Raw genomic sequence first — 16,987 nt, 5'->3', positions numbered from 1 at the left:
CAGTGCAATGCGGTGGTTGCGACATGGCATCTGGCTGGGGGCGGTAGCGGTCACGGGTGGCGTGCTGCTCGTTGCCCTGCGCGCAGGAAAACTGGACGATCCGGCGACCCTGACGGCTGTGCTCGGCTTAGGGGTTTCAGTTACCGGACTGGCCGTCAATCTCTGGCGCAGCAGATCGGCCGCTGAAGAGTCTGCCGAGGGTGCCTGGTCAGGAGAGCGGCTGGAGCGGCTGGCCGGGCGGCTCGCGGCTGCGGTGCGCGAGCAGTGGCAGGCAGAGTGGCGGCTGCGCCGGCTACAGGACCCTTACCCGTTCCAGGTGCACTGGTCGATGGCTGAGGCCTGGCTTGCTGATGCCGTTGAAGGCAGCGGCGTGACAGTGGAGCCGGGCGAGGGGCCAGACGGCATCTCGTCGGCCTTCGACAGGCTGCCAGCGCGGCGGCTCGTGGTTCTGGGTGAGCCGGGCAGCGGGAAGACCGTGCTCGCTGTTCGATTCGTCTTGGAGCGTCTCGCGCACCGCGCTGCTGGCGATCGGGTGCCGGTGGTCTTTCCTGTGTCTGGATGGCAGCCCGAGCGGGAGCGCCTGCGTGACTGGATGGCCTCCCACCTGCGTGCCACCTACCCCGGCGCTCCGTGGACCAGGCAGCTCTTGGCGGCTGGTTTCGTGCTGCCCGTGCTGGACGGACTGGACGAGACGCCTCAGTCCTCGTGGGGCACGGCCCTGCGCCGGCTCAACGCGGAGCTGGACGCGGGGGAACCGGTGTTGCTGACCTGCCGCACAGCGGCGTACACGAAGGCGGTGGAGACGGGAGATGTGCTGACGGCCGCTACGGTCGTCGAGCTGCTGCCCCTCACGTTCGAAACGGCGAGCACCTACCTGGCAAGAACCGCTCGGCCCGTGCGGGGAGCGGGCGGGCAGCGCGCCACTGTCTGGGACCCCGTCCTCGCACACCTGCGCGCACACCCGCACACACCGGTTTCCCAGGCCCTGCGCCAGTCGCTGGCCACGCCGTTGATGGTGGCAATGGCCCGGGCCGTCTACAGCGAAACCGGCAACGACCCTGCCGAACTGCTTCAGGACCGGTTCGGCGAGCCGGCCGTGCTCGAGCGCCACCTGCTCGAGGCATACGTGCCGGCGGCTTTCGGCGACAGCCCTCATACTGAACAGGCCCACCGCTGGCTGCGCTACCTCGCCGGGCACATGCAGCGGCAGGCCACCCGACAACTGGCCTGGTGGCAGCTCCGCCTGGAGCTGCCCTGGCCGCTGCGCAGACTAGGGCCCATCCTCCTGCTGGGTGGCTTGGCCGTCATCACCGCCTGGGCATGGGCGCCGACAAGCGAGGGGCCCTCCAACCTGGGTTCCTTCACCGTAGGAGTGTGCCTCGGTTACCTGGTCCTCTCGTACGGCCACCGCGCATCAGCTGCCGGACGCATCCTCGATCTCCGCCAGGCACCGCGCGTGTCGGCGTTCCTCGCTGCCATCACCGCGCTCGCCGGCATCATGTACAGCTGTGGCTTCAGCACAAGTTGGTTCGGCGAGGCGCAGATCGAACCCGGCGTCGCGAGATGGCTTCTCGACGCTATGGGAGGCGTCGGCTGGGGTGTGGCCGCTGCCGCTGCCCTCGCCGTGCTGGGGATCCTCGGCGAACCACTGCCGCTGAACGCGCCGCTCGGCAGGTGGCGACTGGTCACCTCGACCGCGATCGTACTGCTGACCGCAGCCTCCACCTACCTCATCACATTGTCATTCAACCCCTCCCGCTTGTGGCAGAGCGTGGTGATCGGAGTGGTGATCGCCGGGCTGGTCGCGCTTGGCCTGCGCAACAGACCAGAAGACACCGCCCAAACCATTCCCGCTGGATCGACGCGGCAGGCTCATCGCACACGTCTGCGCCGCCTACTGTGGCAGGGGCTCGTCGTCGGCCTGCTGACAGGGATGTCGTTCGGAGCAGTTTACGGACTCTCCATCGCCGCTCCACTGGCCGTACGCGCCGCTCTGCGTGACGACTTCCCCGAAGGACACGTCCACCGCTTGGCCGACGGTACCCGCTACGTGACCGCCTCCGACGGCTGGATCGAGGGCCTGCGCCGCAACGGCGCCCGCTACCTCCAGTCACCCGGCCCAGTCGACGGCGTCGTCGAACGGGACCCCGACGGAACCCGGTGGGCCCTCGCTGCCGCGTCCACCGCCGAAGCCGCGCACTGGCCCTGCTCTCCGGGCGCACGCTGCACCGCCTTCCACGGCCGCATCCAGCTACGCGTGCGTAAAGGCGGGAACTACCACTTGGACGTGCAGCTCCCCAACGGCACCTACGTGGAAGACGGCGGCTTCCACTCCCACCTGCCTTACCGATCACTCGCGTGGCTGTTCGCGGCCCCGCCCAGCACCCTTTTCTTCGGCATGATGCGGTGGGGCCTGGCCATCGGTCTGGCCCTGGCACTGGTCGCCGGGCTTGCCGCCGGTGTCCACGCCTGGCTGGTCTACCCGGCCGACACCGCACAAGCCATCAGCCCCCAGGCAAGTCTGCGCACCGACAGAGCCACCGTCATCACCCGGGGCGTCACCCTCCTGGCGATCGCCATCACCACCAGGATCCTGGGGCTCTTTCTGCCAACCACTCGCGAGTGGTGGAAAAGCTCCTTTGTCACAGGCATGTTTATCCCCTGGCTACTCGCCGGCCCCCTCGCTGTCTTCCTCAGCGCCTGGGGCTGGTTCCTCATCACCCGGCTGTGGCTGTGCGGCACCCGCCGGCTCCCCTGGCGCCTGATGGCCTTCCTGGAAGAAGCCCACCAACGAGGAGTCCTCCGACAAACCGGCGCCGCCTACGAATTCCGACACGCACGAGTCCAAGAACAACTCGCCAACTCCGCCACACCGGTATCACCACCGCCAGGCTGAACAGGACAGGCACGGCCGCGGCCGCTGGCTCCCCGGCCGGCGACCCTGAGAACCTCGACCCCGACGCCCCCGTAGCCCTGCGCGTGTGGGAACCGGACCCCGAGCTCAGCATCGAAGCAGACTAGGGCCTGTTTGATGGGTCAGTGACGAGCCGGACTGCGGATCGTTCACGGCAGTGTGGGGCGGGGGAATCTCACCGATTGTGACGCGGGGGCGGTGGCGGCGGCCTTGGGGAAAGGCGAGCAGACAGCCCAGCAAACTCCTACCCCGGCCCCGGTGTAGCGGCCGGGCAGCGCGGAGGCGCCGCCGACACCCGACAGGCCTACACGCGCGCCCGGTCCACCACGGCCGGCCACCGCACCCGCTCACGCGCCATGGCGGTACATGTAGCCATCGCGTGCCCCGACCGACAACGCGGGCTTGTCCAGGTGCGCCTAGGCTTGCCCGCGCCGCCGACGGGAAGCTCGCCCAGATCAGGTTCGGAAGCGCGAGAGCCAGGTGGCGCTGGCCTTCTGCTTGGGCATGTCCTGATCCTGGTGCTCGGGCTCGGTGTGCTCGGCTAGCCCCCTTTGCCTCCCCAGCTGTCCGCGGAAGCGGTCCATCACCTGGTCGTAGGATGCCAGCTCGTCGACGGCCTGGTCGATCTCGGCATGGAAGATCTCGTGTTGAGAGACGTTCTTCCCGCAGGTCTCGAGGCTGGGCCGCTGAGGCTTCCACCAGCCGCGTGATCGCACAATGGCGTGCCCTGAGCTGAGCTCGGAGAAGATCTGCCGCGCTTGCTGCCTGTCCAGCTGCGCGACGGCCGCCGACCGGATGTCGGGAGACGAGCCGATCATGTCCATGCCCTGTCGGGAACGCAGCAGGACCCGACCGTCTGCGTACACGGCGAGCTCCACGCTCGGGGGAGAGTGTCGCGGCCCGCGAGCGTTCGTCACTGGTACGCATTTCGAGAAATGTTTCAGCGTCAACTTTTCTACCCCGGTGCAGAATGGCCCGAAATGCCGAGGGTTGCCATGACCGGAGGCAAGGGGGAGACTGACGGAAAAGGCTGCAATTTACCCTTTCGAATTCGTCGACGTGCAAACCGGGAGGGGTATTTGGCGCATCTCGCCCGCGTTTCTCTGGAGGACGGCGGCTCGATCCTGGTCGAAGCGCCTGCCGTGGGGGGGCGGATCGGTGATGCCGTGTCCGAGCTGCCGGAGACGCTGCAGGGCGCGCTGAGGTCGGTGAGCCGGGCATCGCGCGCCGCACTCGACGAGCTACGTAAGGCGTCCCCCGACGAGATCACGGTCGAGTTCGGCGTCGATCTCGCGGTCGAGGCTGGGGCCGTGATCACCAAGAGCAGCGCCAACAGTCATCTCCGGATCACCATGACCTGGAAGAGGAGCGAGCCCGGCGATCGAGCCGGGAATGAGTACATGGATTGATCCCATGATCATCGACGACAAGGGCGAGGGCCGCGGCCCCTTGTCGGAACTGTGGAACTCCGTGGCCCAGGTACTGGGGTCCCACGGCGAGGTCACCGGGGCCGGCTTCCTGGTCACCGAGGACCTCCTAGTCACGTGCGCACACGTGGTGGAAGCCGCCGGAGCAGGCCCCGGACAGCGGCTGTCCGTGAGCTTCCCTCATGTGGACGGCGCTCACCGGGTCGAGGGCCTCGTCCTGGACGAATCCTGGCGGGCCCCCGAGGACGTGGACGTGGCCGTGGTCCGGCTGACCGGCACACCGACCGGTGCGCGACCGCTGCCGCTGGGCTCTGCGGGCTGCGGCCGGGGGCACCGGGTGCGCTCGTTCGGCTTCCCCGCGCAGGCTCCGGCCGGCGGCCACTTCGGCTACGGCACGGCCGGCGATCTGCTGCCAACCACGGAGGGCGGGCGTGGCCATCTGCAGTTGACGGCCGCGAACGACCTGACCACCGGCTTCAGCGGCGGCCCCGTCGTGGACGAGTTCACCGGCCTGGTGGTCGGCATGCTGACCGAGATCACGGCACCCGACGCCTACCAACGAGGCCACGACATCGCTTACGTCACGCCGACCACGACCCTTCGCGACGTCTGCCCGGAACTGACTTTCCAGGATGTGTGCCCCTACCAGGGGCTGGAGCCGTTTACCGCGGAGGACGCTCAGTGGTACGAGGGCCGCACGGGCGCGGTACGTCAGGTGCTGACGAACCTGCAGGAGCACCGCGTGACGTTGCTCCTCGGTCCTTCCGGCTCGGGCAAATCCTCGCTCGTACAGGCCGGTGTCGTTCCCGCGCTGGCCAAGGGCGCGCTTCCGGGAAGCGACAGGTGGCTGGCCGTGGTCACCCGTCCGCGGCAGGACCTGCTCGCCGAGCTGGATGGCGCGGGGCTGCCGGGGGCCGCCGACGACGGAATTGCGGCGGCCGTCACCCGCACACTGGCGGCGGAACCCGCTGTGGAACGCATCGTCCTGATCATCGACGCCTTCGAAGAACTTCTCAGCGTGCCCGCCGACAGCGGCGTCGTCGAGCGGCGCCTGGCCGCGACGGACCAGATCACCACGGCGGTCAAGTCACAGAACAAGCTCAGCGTGATCCTGATCATGCGGGACGACTTCTACCCGCAGCAGGCGGCCCTGGCGCCGAAGCTGCTGGAAGCCGCGGTGCCCGGCCTCCTCAACATCCCCAGGACCCTCAGTGAGCAGGACCTGCACGACATCATCACCCGGCCCGCCGAAGCGGTGGGCGCCCGCATGGAGCACGGACTGCCCGAGCGGATCATCACCGACGTGCTGGCCATCACACCGGAGGTGGCCGCCACCCGGCAAGCGCCGGTCACGGTGCTCCCCCTGCTGGAACTGGCGCTGAGCCAGCTGTGGCAGCGCCGGACCGACGGATACCTCACCGGCGACGCCTACCGGCGCATCGGCGGAGTCACGGGCAGCCTGACCACCTGGTGCGACACCGTCCTCGACCAGTTGTCCCCGGAGCAACGCCCTGTGGCGCAGCGCATCCTCACCTCCCTGGTACGTCCCGCCGACCCCGACCATCACATCCCCGCCATCCGGGAACAGGTCCCCCTTGGGGAACTGCGCGAGCTTGCCGCCGACCCCGGCAGCGCATCCGCGGGCAAGGAGACGGTCGACGAAGTGCTGGCCGTACTCGTCCGGCATCGCGTCATCACCACCTACACGCCCCAGGTCTCGGAATCCTCCGAGACGCGCACGGCTGAGCCCGTGGCCGAACTGATCCACGACGCACTGATCCACGACTGGCCGACCCTGCGCGACTGGGTGGCCCAGGACCACCGGTTCCGCGAGTGGTTCGAACGGACCCGCCACCAGCGCGCCCGCTGGGCCGGCAGCGAGGATCCCACCGACCTGCTCAGAGGAACGGCCCTCGCGGAAGGCCTTGAGTGGGCACAGAGACGTCACCTACCGGAAGACATGACCAACTTCCTTACCGCGAGCAAGCATCAGCAGCAGGCCACCATCCGGCGCAGCAGACGCCTCAATGCCATCCTTGGGTCCCTGCTCGCCCTCGTCCTCGTGGCGGCTGCAGCAGTCATCTGGCAGTGGCATACGGCGATCACCGAACGGCAGGCAGCACTGTCCCGGCAACTGGCCATACAGGCAGGCGAGTCCATCGGCACGCAGCCCGACCGAGCCGCGCTCCTGGCGGTGGCGGCCTACCGCACCAGTGCCACCCGTGAATCGATCGACAGCCTCGCCCAAGCCGCGGAACTGCCGCTCCGGCGCTGTCTGCTCGGCCACACGGGCCGGGTGTACGGGGTGGCGTTCAGCCCGGACGGCCGCACCCTGGCCACCGGCGGCGCCGATCAGACCGTGCGACTGTGGGACGCGGCCACCGGTACGACCCGTGTCACGCTCAAGGGCAGCACCGACTGGGTCGACGCGGTGGCGTTCAGCCCCGACGGCCGCACTGTGGCCGCCGGCATCGGCGACGGAACCGTGCGGCTGTGGAATGCGAGCACGGGGAAGACGCTCACGGTGCTGAAAGGCCACACCGACGCGGTGGGGTCGGTGGCGTTCAGCCCGGACGGCCGCACTCTCGCCACCGGCAGTGACGACCACACCGTACGACTGTGGAACATGGCCACACACGCCACGCGCGCCACCTTGAAGGGACACACCAACATCCTGGAGTCGGTGGCGTTCAGCCCGGACGGCCGCACTCTCGCCACCGGCAGCGACGACCACACCGTACGACTGTGGGACGCGGCCACCGGCACCGCAATCGCCACCTTGAAGGGACATACCGACGCAGTGGGGTCGGTGGCGTTCAGCCCGGACGGCCGTACCCTCGCTACCGGCGGTGCCGACGACTCGGTGCGGTTGTGGGACGTGGCCACCGAAAAGAGCCAGGCCACACTGACCTCCTTCGACGACTGGGTGAGTGCGGTGGCGTTCAGCCCGGACGGACGCTCCCTCGCCACCGGCAGTGCCGACGACGCAGTGCGGTTGTGGAACGTGACCACCCGCAAGGTCGTCTCCACCTTCAAGGGCCATACCGACACGGTGAGGTCGGTGGCGTTCAGCCGGGACGGACGCACCCTCGCCTCCGGCAGCGACGACCAGACCGTGCGTCTGTGGAACATCGCTCCGGCAGAGAGCCGCTCCACGTTGACCGGCCATACGAACGCGGTGGAGTCGGTGGCGTTCAGCCGGGACGGACGCACCCTCGCCTCCGGCAGCGACGACCACACCGTACGCCTGTGGAACGCGGACACCCGCAGGACGAGGGCCACCTTGTCGGGCCATACCGACATCGTGGACGCGGTGGCGTTCAGCCCGGACGGCCGCACCCTCGCCACAGGAAGCTACGACAAATCCGTGCGGTTGTGGGACATGACCACCGGAAGAACGCGAGCGATTCTGAACGGCCACACCGATCCGGTGTATTCAGTGGCGTTCGCTCCGAATGGTCGCGCCCTCGTTTCGGTCGGTTCGGACACCAACATGCGGCTGTGGAACGTGACGGCGAGGAGAAGCGCGGGATCCGTCTTCTTCGCGGACAACGGTCTCGGGGCTGTGGCGGTCAGTCCGGATGGGCACACGGTGGCTGTCGGCGGCCTCGATGACAACGTGTATTTGTGGGACATGGCCACACGTAAAGTGCGTGCCACGTTGCGAGGCCATACCGACCGGGTGAACGCGGTGGCGTTCAGTCCGGACGGACACGCCCTCGCCTCCGGCAGCAGCGACGACACTGTGCGCCTGTGGGACGTGGACACCGGCACCGTCCGCTCCGTCCTCACGGGTCACACCGGCCCGGTGAACGCGGTGGCGTTCAGTCCGGACGGACACGCCCTCGCCTCCGGCAGCAGCGACGACACTGTGCGCCTGTGGGACGTGGACACCGGCACCGTCCGCTCCGTCCTCACGGGTCACACCGGCCCGGTGAACGCGGTGGCGTTCAGCCCCGTCGGCCGCTCCCTCGCCTCCGGCAGTGACGACCACACCGTGCGCCTCTGGAATGCCGCGGTGCCCCGGCCGGCCCTGTTGGTCCAGGACATCTGCCGAGCCGTGAACCGTGACCTGACCCCGCAGGAGCGCGCGCAGTACCTCCCAGAGCACACGTCCGCCCGCGTCTGCCCTGCCAGCCACTAGGTTCTGTCTCTGTGGTCAGCGTCGCGTCCAGATGAGGATGGCGGCGAGGTGGAGTGCGGCCTGGTAGGCGATCGCGAACTTGTCGGTTCGTGTGGCCAGGCCGCGCCACTGCTTGAGACGGTTGATGCACCGCTCGACGGCCACCGGCATCGCCGGGCCCGAGACCCCTGCTGCTGTGTCCGTCGGCGCTCCGCACGAACCATCGACCACCGCTTGAAGGTTTGTCGCCCACGCGCCTGGTGCTTTGGAGTGCGCAAGCGAGAACGGGCGCTCGACGAACCGTGAACAGTACCGCTACTTATAGTGCTCATTTAGTAACACTACGAGAAGGGATGGTCCCCCATGCCTGTGACCGTTTACGCCGACGTCGATTACAAGAGCAAGAGCGCCACGCTCGACCAGGGACGCCACAAGCTCGCCCCGTCCATGAACGACTGCATCTCCTCCGTCCGAGTGCCGTCCGGGTGGAAGGCGACGCTCTACGAGCACGCGGACTTCACCGGGGCGCAGGTCACCCTGGACGCAGACACCAGAAAGGTGGACGGGGCCCTTCACGACAAAGCGTCCTCGATCGCCGTCGCCGAGACAGACGAGGACGACGGCCAGTACATCTTCTCCGCGGAGAACGGTGACAACTGGTTCTACTTCGAGGACAACTCGTCGGGCGTGTTGACCAGTCGCAGGTGGCGGCACCGCCGAGCAGGTAGGTGAGGTGGGCCGCGCCGAGACGCCAGTGCGAAGCGAGGCAGATCCGCTGGCGTGGGCTGTCCGGCCCGCACGTGCAAGGTCTCAGGGCCCGCTATGAGGCGCTGGACGGCCTGCGCCTGCGTGTTGATGTTGGCTAACGAATTGATCTCATGCTGGTTGCCAGGTCGGGCCCGATGGTGATCTGCGGAAACCAGCCCGCACGCTGCGGCTGGACGATGCGCCACAGGTCCGCACGGTTCGCGTTGCTGTCGTGAGGGCGCTGGTGGAGGAAGGCGCTCAGGGCTTGGTCGAAGTTCAGGAAGGAGGGGCCGTCCCCGACCAGCAGGCCGTAACCGGTCTGGAGAGCGCTGGTGTCCCGGCTGATGGTCCACTCTGTGCGCGGCCATGGCGTGGTCACCCGGCCCCACTCCTCCTGGCCGCGCAGCTGGTGGGTGGAGGCGCTGGAGGACGGCGGGCCGGGGGAGGCGACGTGGAGGCCGTGGACGTCCCTCTCATCGCCCCGCAGCAGCGCGGCGACCGTCGGGCCGGGCAGGCACAGTTCTAGGAAGGTCGCCGTGCTGTAGCGCCAGGCTCGCTCCGTCAACGGGATGTCGTCCTCCAAGGTGACCTGGCCATAGTGCAGCTGCCACTGCTGGGCGTCCGCGACCACACCCCTCACCGGCCTGGCGCACGCCGTCGGCAACTCGCCCACCGGCGGCACGGCCGGGCCTCGGCGACGGCGGCTGACTCTGCCCGGCCGGGCGGGAGCGCGGGGGCCCGCGTACGGACCCACGCTCGGAGAGGGGTTCGGCGGGTCGACGCCGCCTCAGTGACGGGACCAGCTCCACGTGACGAGGCCCTTGCCGGTCCGTACGCGGCACTGAGCACCCTGTCCAAGAAGGGCCAGGAGGCGCCGGGTCACGTCGTCGACGTCTCCGCAGCCGTCGATCTCGTGGAGAACACCGGCCCGCCGGTAGCGCTCGAGCAGCGGTTGCGTCTGCCGGGTGTGGACCACCAGGCGCGCGCGGACGATCTCCGCCGTGTCGTCGGCCCGCTGGACGAGGCGGTCCCCACAGATGTCACACCGTCCCGCAGCCCGCGGCCTGTTGGCGTCCAGGTGATAGCTGGCCCCGCAGCCACGGCAGGTGCGACGTCCGGTCAGGCGGCGGAGCAGCGTTTCCTCGGGAGCGGTGAGATGGAGTACTGCGGCGAGCTCCCGCCTCTGGCCGGCCAGTGCGCTGTCGAGGGCTTCGGCCTGCGCGGGGGTGCGCGGAAAGCCGTCCAGCGCCACGCCCGCCGCGCAGGATGGGCCGAGGATCTGGTCCAGGGCCATCTCGGTCACCAAGGCGTCCGGGACGAGGTCCCCGCGCCGCATGTGTGCGGCGGCTGCGGCGCCGAGCCGGGTGCCTTCCGCGACATGTCGGCGCAGCAGGTCTCCGGTGGAGAGGTGGGGGACGCCCAGGGCCTGCCGCAGCCGGGCGGCCTGGGTGCCCTTTCCCACGCCGGGCGGGCCGATGAGGAGGAGGTCCATGAGGTGCCTTTCGTGGTGCGTGCCGGTGTGCCCACCGTGTGCGGCGGCCCCCCGGCGGGCAAGGACGGTCCGACCGGGGGTGAGCCGGGTACGACGAACGGTCGCCGGACCGCGACGAATGGTCGGCGTCGGCAGGCGGCAGGCGGCAGGCGACGCGGATCGTCCCGGGGCGGCGGATGTCCGGCGGGCGTCAGCGCCCGCGCCGCACCGGCTCCGCAGACTCGGGCACGTGCATGGCCAGCATGAGGTCCTCGGCACCGGCGGGAGGCCGCCCCAGCCGGGAGACGGCGACCATGACCGTGCAGGCCAGCGGCACCGACCAGGCCGCGGGCTGCAGGCAGAGGGTCCTGGGCCAGCCCGCGGGGACCGCGCCCAGCGCCGAGATCGCCGCGGCTCCGGCGGCCGACGCCCCGCCGACCACGAGTCCGGCACCGGCACCCGCCGCCGTCAGCCCGCGCCACCAGATCCCGAGGAGCAGCAGGGGGCAGAGCGTGGACGCGGAGATCGCGAAGGCCCAGCCGACCACGACGCCGATCTCCAGCGAGCGCGCCGGCAGCGCCAGCAGCACCCCCACCGCCGCTCCCAGGACGACCGTCATCCGCAGATCGCGCAGCGAGCCGGTGCGCAGGTCGTGGCCGATGCTGCCGGCCACCACCAGGAGCAGCCCCGAAGAGGTGGCCAGGAAGGCGGCGTAGGTGCCGGCCGCGACGACCGCCGACAGCGCGGCGCCCCACGGCGGCCCCAGCACCGCGCCGGGCAGGACCAAGGCCACCGTGTCGGTGGGGCCGGTGAGGTACAGCTGCGGGACCACCGTCCGGCCGAGCAGCCCGTACACGGCCGGGGCGAGGTAGAAGAGGCCGAGCAGGGCCAGGGTGACCACCACGGCGCGGCGCGCGGCTCTGCCGTCCGGGCTGGTGTGCAGTCGTACGAGGATGTGCGGCAGACCCACGGTGCCCAGGACCGTGGCCAGCAGCAGCGACCAGGTCTGGAACAGGGGATGTGTGCTGCCGGGCAGGTGCAGGAGGGGGGTGCGCCAGGCCGGACCGCCCAGTTCCTCGGTGCCGCGCACCTGGGGAACCGGCGCTCCTCGGGAGAAGCGCACCCGCGTGCCGTCCGCGACCGGGTGGCGTCCCGGCGCCCAGGCGGCCGTCCGGTCGTCGACGGTGACGGTGACCGGGCTGCGCACCTGGAGGACCGCGGGCACGTGGAACTCGACGGTCGTCGCCTGCGGGAAGCGGGTGCCGCGCTCCGGGTGCACGGCCGCGGACCGCCCGGCCGGTCCGACCGCGACGATCAGCACCAGCGCGGGCACGGCCAGGAAGAACAGCTTCACGGCGTAGTGGAAGGCCTGGACGTAGGTCGCCGAGCGCATGCCGCCCAGCGCCACGGTCACGGCCACGAGGGTGCCCGCGAGCAGCACGGCCAAGGGGTACGGCACACCACCGAAACGGTCCAGGATGCGGCCGGCGCCCTGGAACTGCGGCACCAGATAGGTCCAGCCGATCAGCAGGACGGCCATGCCCGCCAGACGCCGGGCGGGCGGCGAGCCGAGCCGGTTCTCCACGAAGTCGGGCACGGTGTAGGCGCCGGAGCGCCGCAGCGGCGCCGCGACCGCGACCAGCAGCACCAGGTATCCGGCGGTAAAGCCCACCGGGAACCAGAGCACACCGACACCGCTGCCCAGTACCAGGCCGGCGACACCGAGGAAGGAGGCCAGCGAAAGGTACTCCCCCGCGATGGAGGCTCCGTTCAGCGCCGGGGACACACTCCGGGCGGCGACCAGGAAGTCGCCCGTGCTGCGCACCACCCGCACGCTGAACATTCCGATGCCCAGCGCGGCCAGCGCCACCAAGGAGATCAGGGCGATGGTCATCGCGTCCGCTCCGCCCGCTCGGTACGGCGCAGAAGGGCCACGGCGGCGAGCAGCAGCAGGGGGTGGGCGAAGACGCCGACCAGCAGCCAGGACAAGGGGACGCCGACGAGCCGGACCGTGCCCAGCTGCGGCACGGTGGCGATCAGGAGCGGCAGGGCCAGCAGCAGCGTGGCCAGTGTCAGCACCGTGGCGCCGGCGAGGCGGCGCTGGCGCAGATAGGCGCGCCGGGCGGCGCGTGCGTCGAAGTCCGGGGGCAGGACGAGGTGCCGACCGGCCGCCGAACGCCGGGCCAGGGCCAGCCGGGTCTGGGGGCTCACCACCGCCACGCGGCGCGGTCGGCTCATCGCCGTGCCCCGCCGACCCGGCCCTCCCGGGCCGCGGCGAACAGCTGTTCCTTCAGGTGGCGGGCGTGGCGGCGGCTGACCGGGACGTCGCCGCCGGCGGTGTGCGCGACCAGCTGGCCCACGGCGTCGGTCCGCAGGTCCTCGACCGCCCGCAGGGCGAGCAGAAAACTCCGGTGCACCCGCAGGAACCCGGCCTGGGACCAGCTGTGTTCCAGAGCGGACAGCGGCATGCGGACCAGGAACCGGCCGTCCCGGGTGTCCAGCCGCACATGATCGCCGTGCGCCTCCACGAACCGCACCTGCTCCCGCCGCACGAACCGGGTGCGGCCCGCGGACTCCACCTTGAGCACGGCCAGGTCACCGGCTGGCTCGGGCGGCGCGCCGGCAGGGATTCCCGGGGTGGCGGAAGCGGCGCGGGCCCGGCCGACCCGCTCCAGCGCCTGCCGCACCCGTCCGACGGAGGCGGGCTTGAGGAGGTAGTCCACCGCTCCGATCCCGAAGGCGTCGATCGCGTGCGCCTGGGAGGCCGTGACGAAGACGACCGCGGGCGGCCGCGCCAGCCGGGAGAGCACCGCGGCCAGCTCCATGCCGTCCAGTCCGGGCATGCCGATGTCGAGGAAGGCGGCGTCGAACTCCCGGTCGCGCAGCAGCTTGAGCGCGGACATCGCGTCGGGGGCGGAGGCCACCTGCCCCACGCCGGGGACGCCGCGCAGCAGGTGCACCAGTTCGTCGAGGCTGAGCGGCTCGTCCTCGACCACCAGCACCGACAGTTCCCCGGTCATCTCCCCAGTTCCCTGGTCATCATCCCGGTCACCTCGTCGCCATTCCCGGTGAGGACAACGGCACCCGGAAGGTGATCCGGGTACCCGCGCCGGGCGCGGTCTCTACCAGCAGCCCGTATTCCGGGCCGTACAGGGTACGGAGCCGCTGATCGACGTTGGCCAGGCCGATCCCGGAACGCTCGCCGCGCCCGCTCAGCACCGCTTCCGCCAGCTCCGGCGCCATGCCCGCGCCGTCGTCCTCGACGGTGATGGTGCAGTCGGGGCCCAGGGCGGCACCGGTGACGGTCACCGTCCCGCCGCCCGGCCGCGGCTCGATGCCGTGCCGGATGGCGTTCTCCACCAGGGGCTGGAGGGTGAGGAACGGCAACGTGACCGGGAGTACCTCGGGGGCGACCCGCACCCAGGTCGACAGCCGGGGTCCGAAGCGGGCCCGTTCGAGCTGCAGGTACACCTCGATGGCACGGAACTCCTCGGCGACGGTGGTGAACTGTCCGCGCCCGGAGAAGGCGTAACGGGCCAGTTCCGAGAACTGCACCAGCAGGTCCCGGGCCCGCTCCGGGTCGGAGCGCACGAGGGACGCGATCGCGGACAGCGCGTTGTAGAGGAAGTGCGGCGAGATCTGGGCGCGCAGGCGGCTCAGCTCGGCCAGCGCGAGTTCCTCTCTCGCGAGGCCGAGCACGGCTCGCTCCAGGGCCTCGCCCAGCCAGTCCGCGAGCGCCTCCGCCTGATCGGCCGCGCTCTCGTCGCCGGCGACCACCAGCGCCCCCAGCGGTTCCGCACCGGTGAGCAGCGGGGCGGCGACGGCGCCACCACCGCGCACCGGGCGGCCGTCGGTGAGGGCCCGTTCCGCCAGCTCGCGCGCGTCCCCGCGCACCTTCCCGGCGGCACCGAGCGGTCCCGACAGGTCGCACAAGACCACGCCGTCGGCGGCCAGCAGTCTGCGGGCCCGGCGTGCGACCCGGTCGGCGGCCCGGGGCGTGAGACCGTCGGCGAGTTCGTCGGCCATCTCCCGGGCGGACCGCAGCACGGCGGCCACGTCGGCGCCGCTGGCTCCGAGCGGACCACGCCGATGTCTGAGCCCCGACGGGTGGACACCGATCACCTACTCACCGTACGACCACGCGGCCCGCCGCGCCGTCGACCGGCCGGCCGACCGTTCGTCGCGCCGCGGGGACCGCTCGTCGCGGACGGTGCGCGCCCCGTCGCAGCGGCCTTCCGGCCACGCGCCGGCCGGGCGCAAGGTCGGTACCAGGCATTCCGCCGAGGAGACGAACCGGCGGAGCCGCGACCATCACACGGCAGAGGAGCAACACCGTGACGGACCGCACTCCGCACCTGAAGCACCCGAAGCACGTCCCGACGACCACCACCGGCCCGTTCCCGACGCAGCACGCCACCGGCCGACGGCCGTGGGCGGACGCCGAGCCCCTATACGCGCAGGCCGCCGCCGACCGGCTCGGCTTCTGGGCGGAGCAGGCCCGCCGACTGTCCTGGGACCAGCCGTTCACCACGGTGCTGGACGACACCGAGGCGCCGTTCCACCGCTGGTTCACCGACGGCACGCTGAACGCGTCGGCCAACTGCCTCGACCGCCATGTGGCCGCCGGACTCGGCGAGCGCGTGGCCTACCACTGGCACGGCGAGGAGGGCGAGACCCGGACCATCACGTACGCCGGGCTGCTCGCCGAGGTGCAGCGGTTCGCGAACGCGCTCAAGGCACTCGGCGTCACCGCCGGTGACGTGGTCGGTATCCACCTGCCGATGGTCCCCGAGGCCATCGTGGCGATGCTCGCCTGCGCCCGGATCGGCGCCGTCCACAACGTCGCCTTCGGCGGCTTCGCGCCGCAGGCGGTCGGCGAACGGATGGCGGCCTGCGGGGCCAAGGTCCTGGTCACCGTGGACGGCGCACGCCGCAAGGGGCGCGTCAGCGCCGTCAAGCAGGCGCTGGAGGACACCCTGGAGACGCTGCCCGGTCTGGAGCACGTCGTGGTCGTGGGCGCCACCGGGGCGCCGTGCCCCATGCGGCCCGGCCGCGACAGCTGGTACGCCGACCTGTGCGCCGCCGCCGACCCGGTCTGCCCCGCCCTGCCGCTGCCCGCCGAGCACCCACTGTTCATCCTCTACTCGTCGGGCTCCACCGCCGCGCCCAAGGGCATCGTCCACACCACCGGCGGCTACCTGACCGGCGTCTCTTACACCCACCGCATCGTCTTCGACCTGGACCCCTCCCAGGACGTCTGGTTCTGCACCGCCGACATCGGCTGGATCACCGGGCACAGCTACCTCGTGTACGGCCCGCTGGCCAACGGTGTCACCTCGGTGCTGTTCGAGGGCGCGCCCGACTACCCGCACAGGGGCATCTGGTGGGAGCTGGTGGAGCGCTACGGCGTCAGCCAGCTGTACACCGCGCCCACCGCGATCCGCGCGGCCATGAACTGGGGCGAGGAGCTGCCGGGCCGCCACGACCTGTCCTCGCTGCGCCTGCTGGGCAGCGTGGGCGAGCCGATCAACCCCACCGCCTGGCAGTGGTACCACCGGGTGATCGGCGGCGGCCGCTGCCCGATCGTGGACACCTGGTGGCAGACCGAGACGGGCAGCATCATGATCGCGCCGCTGCCGGGGACCACCGGGACCAAGCCGGGGTCGGCCACCCGTCCGCTGCCGGGCGTCTCCGCCGCGCTCGTCGACGCCGACGGCGCCCCGGTCACCGAAGGGACCGGACTGCTGACCCTCACCGAGCCGTGGCCCAGCATGCTCCGCACCCTGTACGGCGACGACGAGCGCTATGTGAAGACCTACTTCTCCCACTTCGGCGAGGACACCTACGTGGTGGGCGACGCCGCCCGGCTGGACGAGGACGGGGACTTCTGGATCCTCGGCCGCACCGACGACGTGATCAACGTCTCCGGCCACCGGCTGTCCACCGCCGAGATGGAGTCGGCCGTCGCGGCGCACCCGGCCGTCGCCGACGTGGCCGTGGTCGCGGTCCCGGACGAGCTCACCGGCCAGGCCGTGGTGGCCTTCGTGACCCCGGCCGACGGCCGTCCCGGCGACCCGGCGCTGGAGGCCGAGCTGCGCGAGCACGTCTCGGTCCGCATCGGCAAGCTGGCCCGGCCCAAGAAGATCGTCTTCACCGCGGGCCTGCCCAAGACCCGCTCCGGGAAGATCATGCGCCGCCTGCTGCGCGACCTGCTCACCGGCCAGGAGGCCGGCGACGTCACCACGCTCGGCGAACCCGGCGTGCTGGCCGCCCTCACCTCCGCCGTCACCCAGCCCACCCACTGA

General features: G+C 70.9%; 12 protein-coding genes and 1 pseudogene. 5 read left to right on the top strand and 8 right to left on the bottom strand.

Annotation, left to right across the window (positions count from 1 at the left end):
* Nucleotides 1-7 precede the first annotated feature (7 nt).
* Complete coding sequence (locus ACWC94_RS33805) at nucleotides 8-2,896, top strand: NACHT domain-containing protein (protein WP_450801115.1); 2,889 nt, start codon at nucleotides 8-10, stop codon at nucleotides 2,894-2,896.
* Between the two features lie 473 nt (nucleotides 2,897-3,369).
* On the opposite strand, the gene ACWC94_RS33800 is transcribed toward ACWC94_RS33805, so the two are convergent.
* Nucleotides 3,370-3,792 carry a hypothetical protein gene (locus ACWC94_RS33800; RefSeq protein ID WP_450801114.1) on the bottom strand — a complete coding sequence of 141 codons (423 nt, stop codon included), beginning with the start codon at nucleotides 3,790-3,792 and terminating at the stop codon, nucleotides 3,370-3,372.
* 201 nt (nucleotides 3,793-3,993) lie between these two features.
* Here ACWC94_RS33800 and ACWC94_RS33795 point away from each other — a divergent pair, with 201 nt between their 5' ends.
* Both ACWC94_RS33795 and ACWC94_RS33790 read left to right on the top strand, forming a co-directional pair.
* Nucleotides 3,994-4,323 carry a CU044_2847 family protein gene (locus tag ACWC94_RS33795; protein WP_450801113.1) on the top strand — a complete coding sequence of 110 codons (330 nt, stop codon included), beginning with the start codon at nucleotides 3,994-3,996 and terminating at the stop codon, nucleotides 4,321-4,323.
* Nucleotides 4,324-4,327: 4 nt separating this feature from the next.
* Entirely contained in the window at nucleotides 4,328-8,485 is a 4,158-nt protein-coding gene (locus ACWC94_RS33790) for an nSTAND1 domain-containing NTPase (protein WP_450801112.1), read from the top strand.
* Between the two features lie 15 nt (nucleotides 8,486-8,500).
* On the opposite strand, the pseudogene ACWC94_RS33785 reads toward ACWC94_RS33790, so the two are convergent.
* Nucleotides 8,501-8,623, bottom strand: a pseudogene (locus ACWC94_RS33785) (IS5/IS1182 family transposase); the annotation flags it as partial.
* Between the two features lie 204 nt (nucleotides 8,624-8,827).
* On the opposite strand from ACWC94_RS33785, the gene ACWC94_RS33780 reads away from it, so the two are divergent.
* Entirely contained in the window at nucleotides 8,828-9,196 is a 369-nt protein-coding gene (locus tag ACWC94_RS33780) for a hypothetical protein (RefSeq protein ID WP_450801111.1), read from the top strand.
* A gap of 130 nt (nucleotides 9,197-9,326) precedes the next feature.
* On the opposite strand, the gene ACWC94_RS33775 is transcribed toward ACWC94_RS33780, so the two are convergent.
* The 6 genes from ACWC94_RS33775 to ACWC94_RS33750 all read right to left on the bottom strand — a co-directional run bounded on the left by ACWC94_RS33775 (nucleotide 9,327) and on the right by ACWC94_RS33750 (nucleotide 14,804).
* Nucleotides 9,327-9,842, bottom strand: coding sequence for a hypothetical protein (locus ACWC94_RS33775; protein ID WP_450801110.1), 516 nt, complete (start codon nucleotides 9,840-9,842; stop codon nucleotides 9,327-9,329).
* A 156-nt stretch (nucleotides 9,843-9,998) separates the two neighbouring features.
* Complete coding sequence (locus tag ACWC94_RS33770) at nucleotides 9,999-10,703, bottom strand: adenylate kinase (RefSeq protein ID WP_450801109.1); 705 nt, start codon at nucleotides 10,701-10,703, stop codon at nucleotides 9,999-10,001.
* Nucleotides 10,704-10,893: 190 nt separating this feature from the next.
* On the bottom strand, nucleotides 10,894-12,576 hold the full coding sequence (locus ACWC94_RS33765; RefSeq protein ID WP_450801108.1) for a sodium/solute symporter: 1,683 nt from the start codon (nucleotides 12,574-12,576) through the stop codon (nucleotides 10,894-10,896).
* Nucleotides 12,573-12,920: a hypothetical protein gene (locus tag ACWC94_RS33760; protein ID WP_191873999.1), complete on the bottom strand. Its 348-nt coding sequence runs from the start codon at nucleotides 12,918-12,920 to the stop codon at nucleotides 12,573-12,575. Before ACWC94_RS33760 ends, ACWC94_RS33765 begins: the two co-directional genes overlap by 4 nt.
* On the bottom strand, nucleotides 12,917-13,702 hold the full coding sequence (locus ACWC94_RS33755) for a LytR/AlgR family response regulator transcription factor (protein WP_450801107.1): 786 nt from the start codon (nucleotides 13,700-13,702) through the stop codon (nucleotides 12,917-12,919). Before ACWC94_RS33755 ends, ACWC94_RS33760 begins: the two co-directional genes overlap by 4 nt.
* Nucleotides 13,703-13,730: 28 nt before the next feature.
* Nucleotides 13,731-14,804, bottom strand: a complete 1,074-nt coding sequence (locus ACWC94_RS33750; RefSeq protein ID WP_450801106.1) for a sensor histidine kinase — start codon at nucleotides 14,802-14,804, stop codon at nucleotides 13,731-13,733.
* 233 nt (nucleotides 14,805-15,037) lie between these two features.
* On the opposite strand from ACWC94_RS33750, the gene acs reads away from it, so the two are divergent.
* Nucleotides 15,038-16,987, top strand: coding sequence for an acetate--CoA ligase (acs, locus tag ACWC94_RS33745; RefSeq protein WP_450801128.1), 1,950 nt, complete (start codon nucleotides 15,038-15,040; stop codon nucleotides 16,985-16,987).

It is taken from the genome of Streptomyces sp. NPDC001135, from assembly GCF_053598395.1.
The sequence above is the reverse complement of the archived record's forward strand: the minus strand, read 5'-3'. Positions and strand labels throughout refer to the sequence as shown.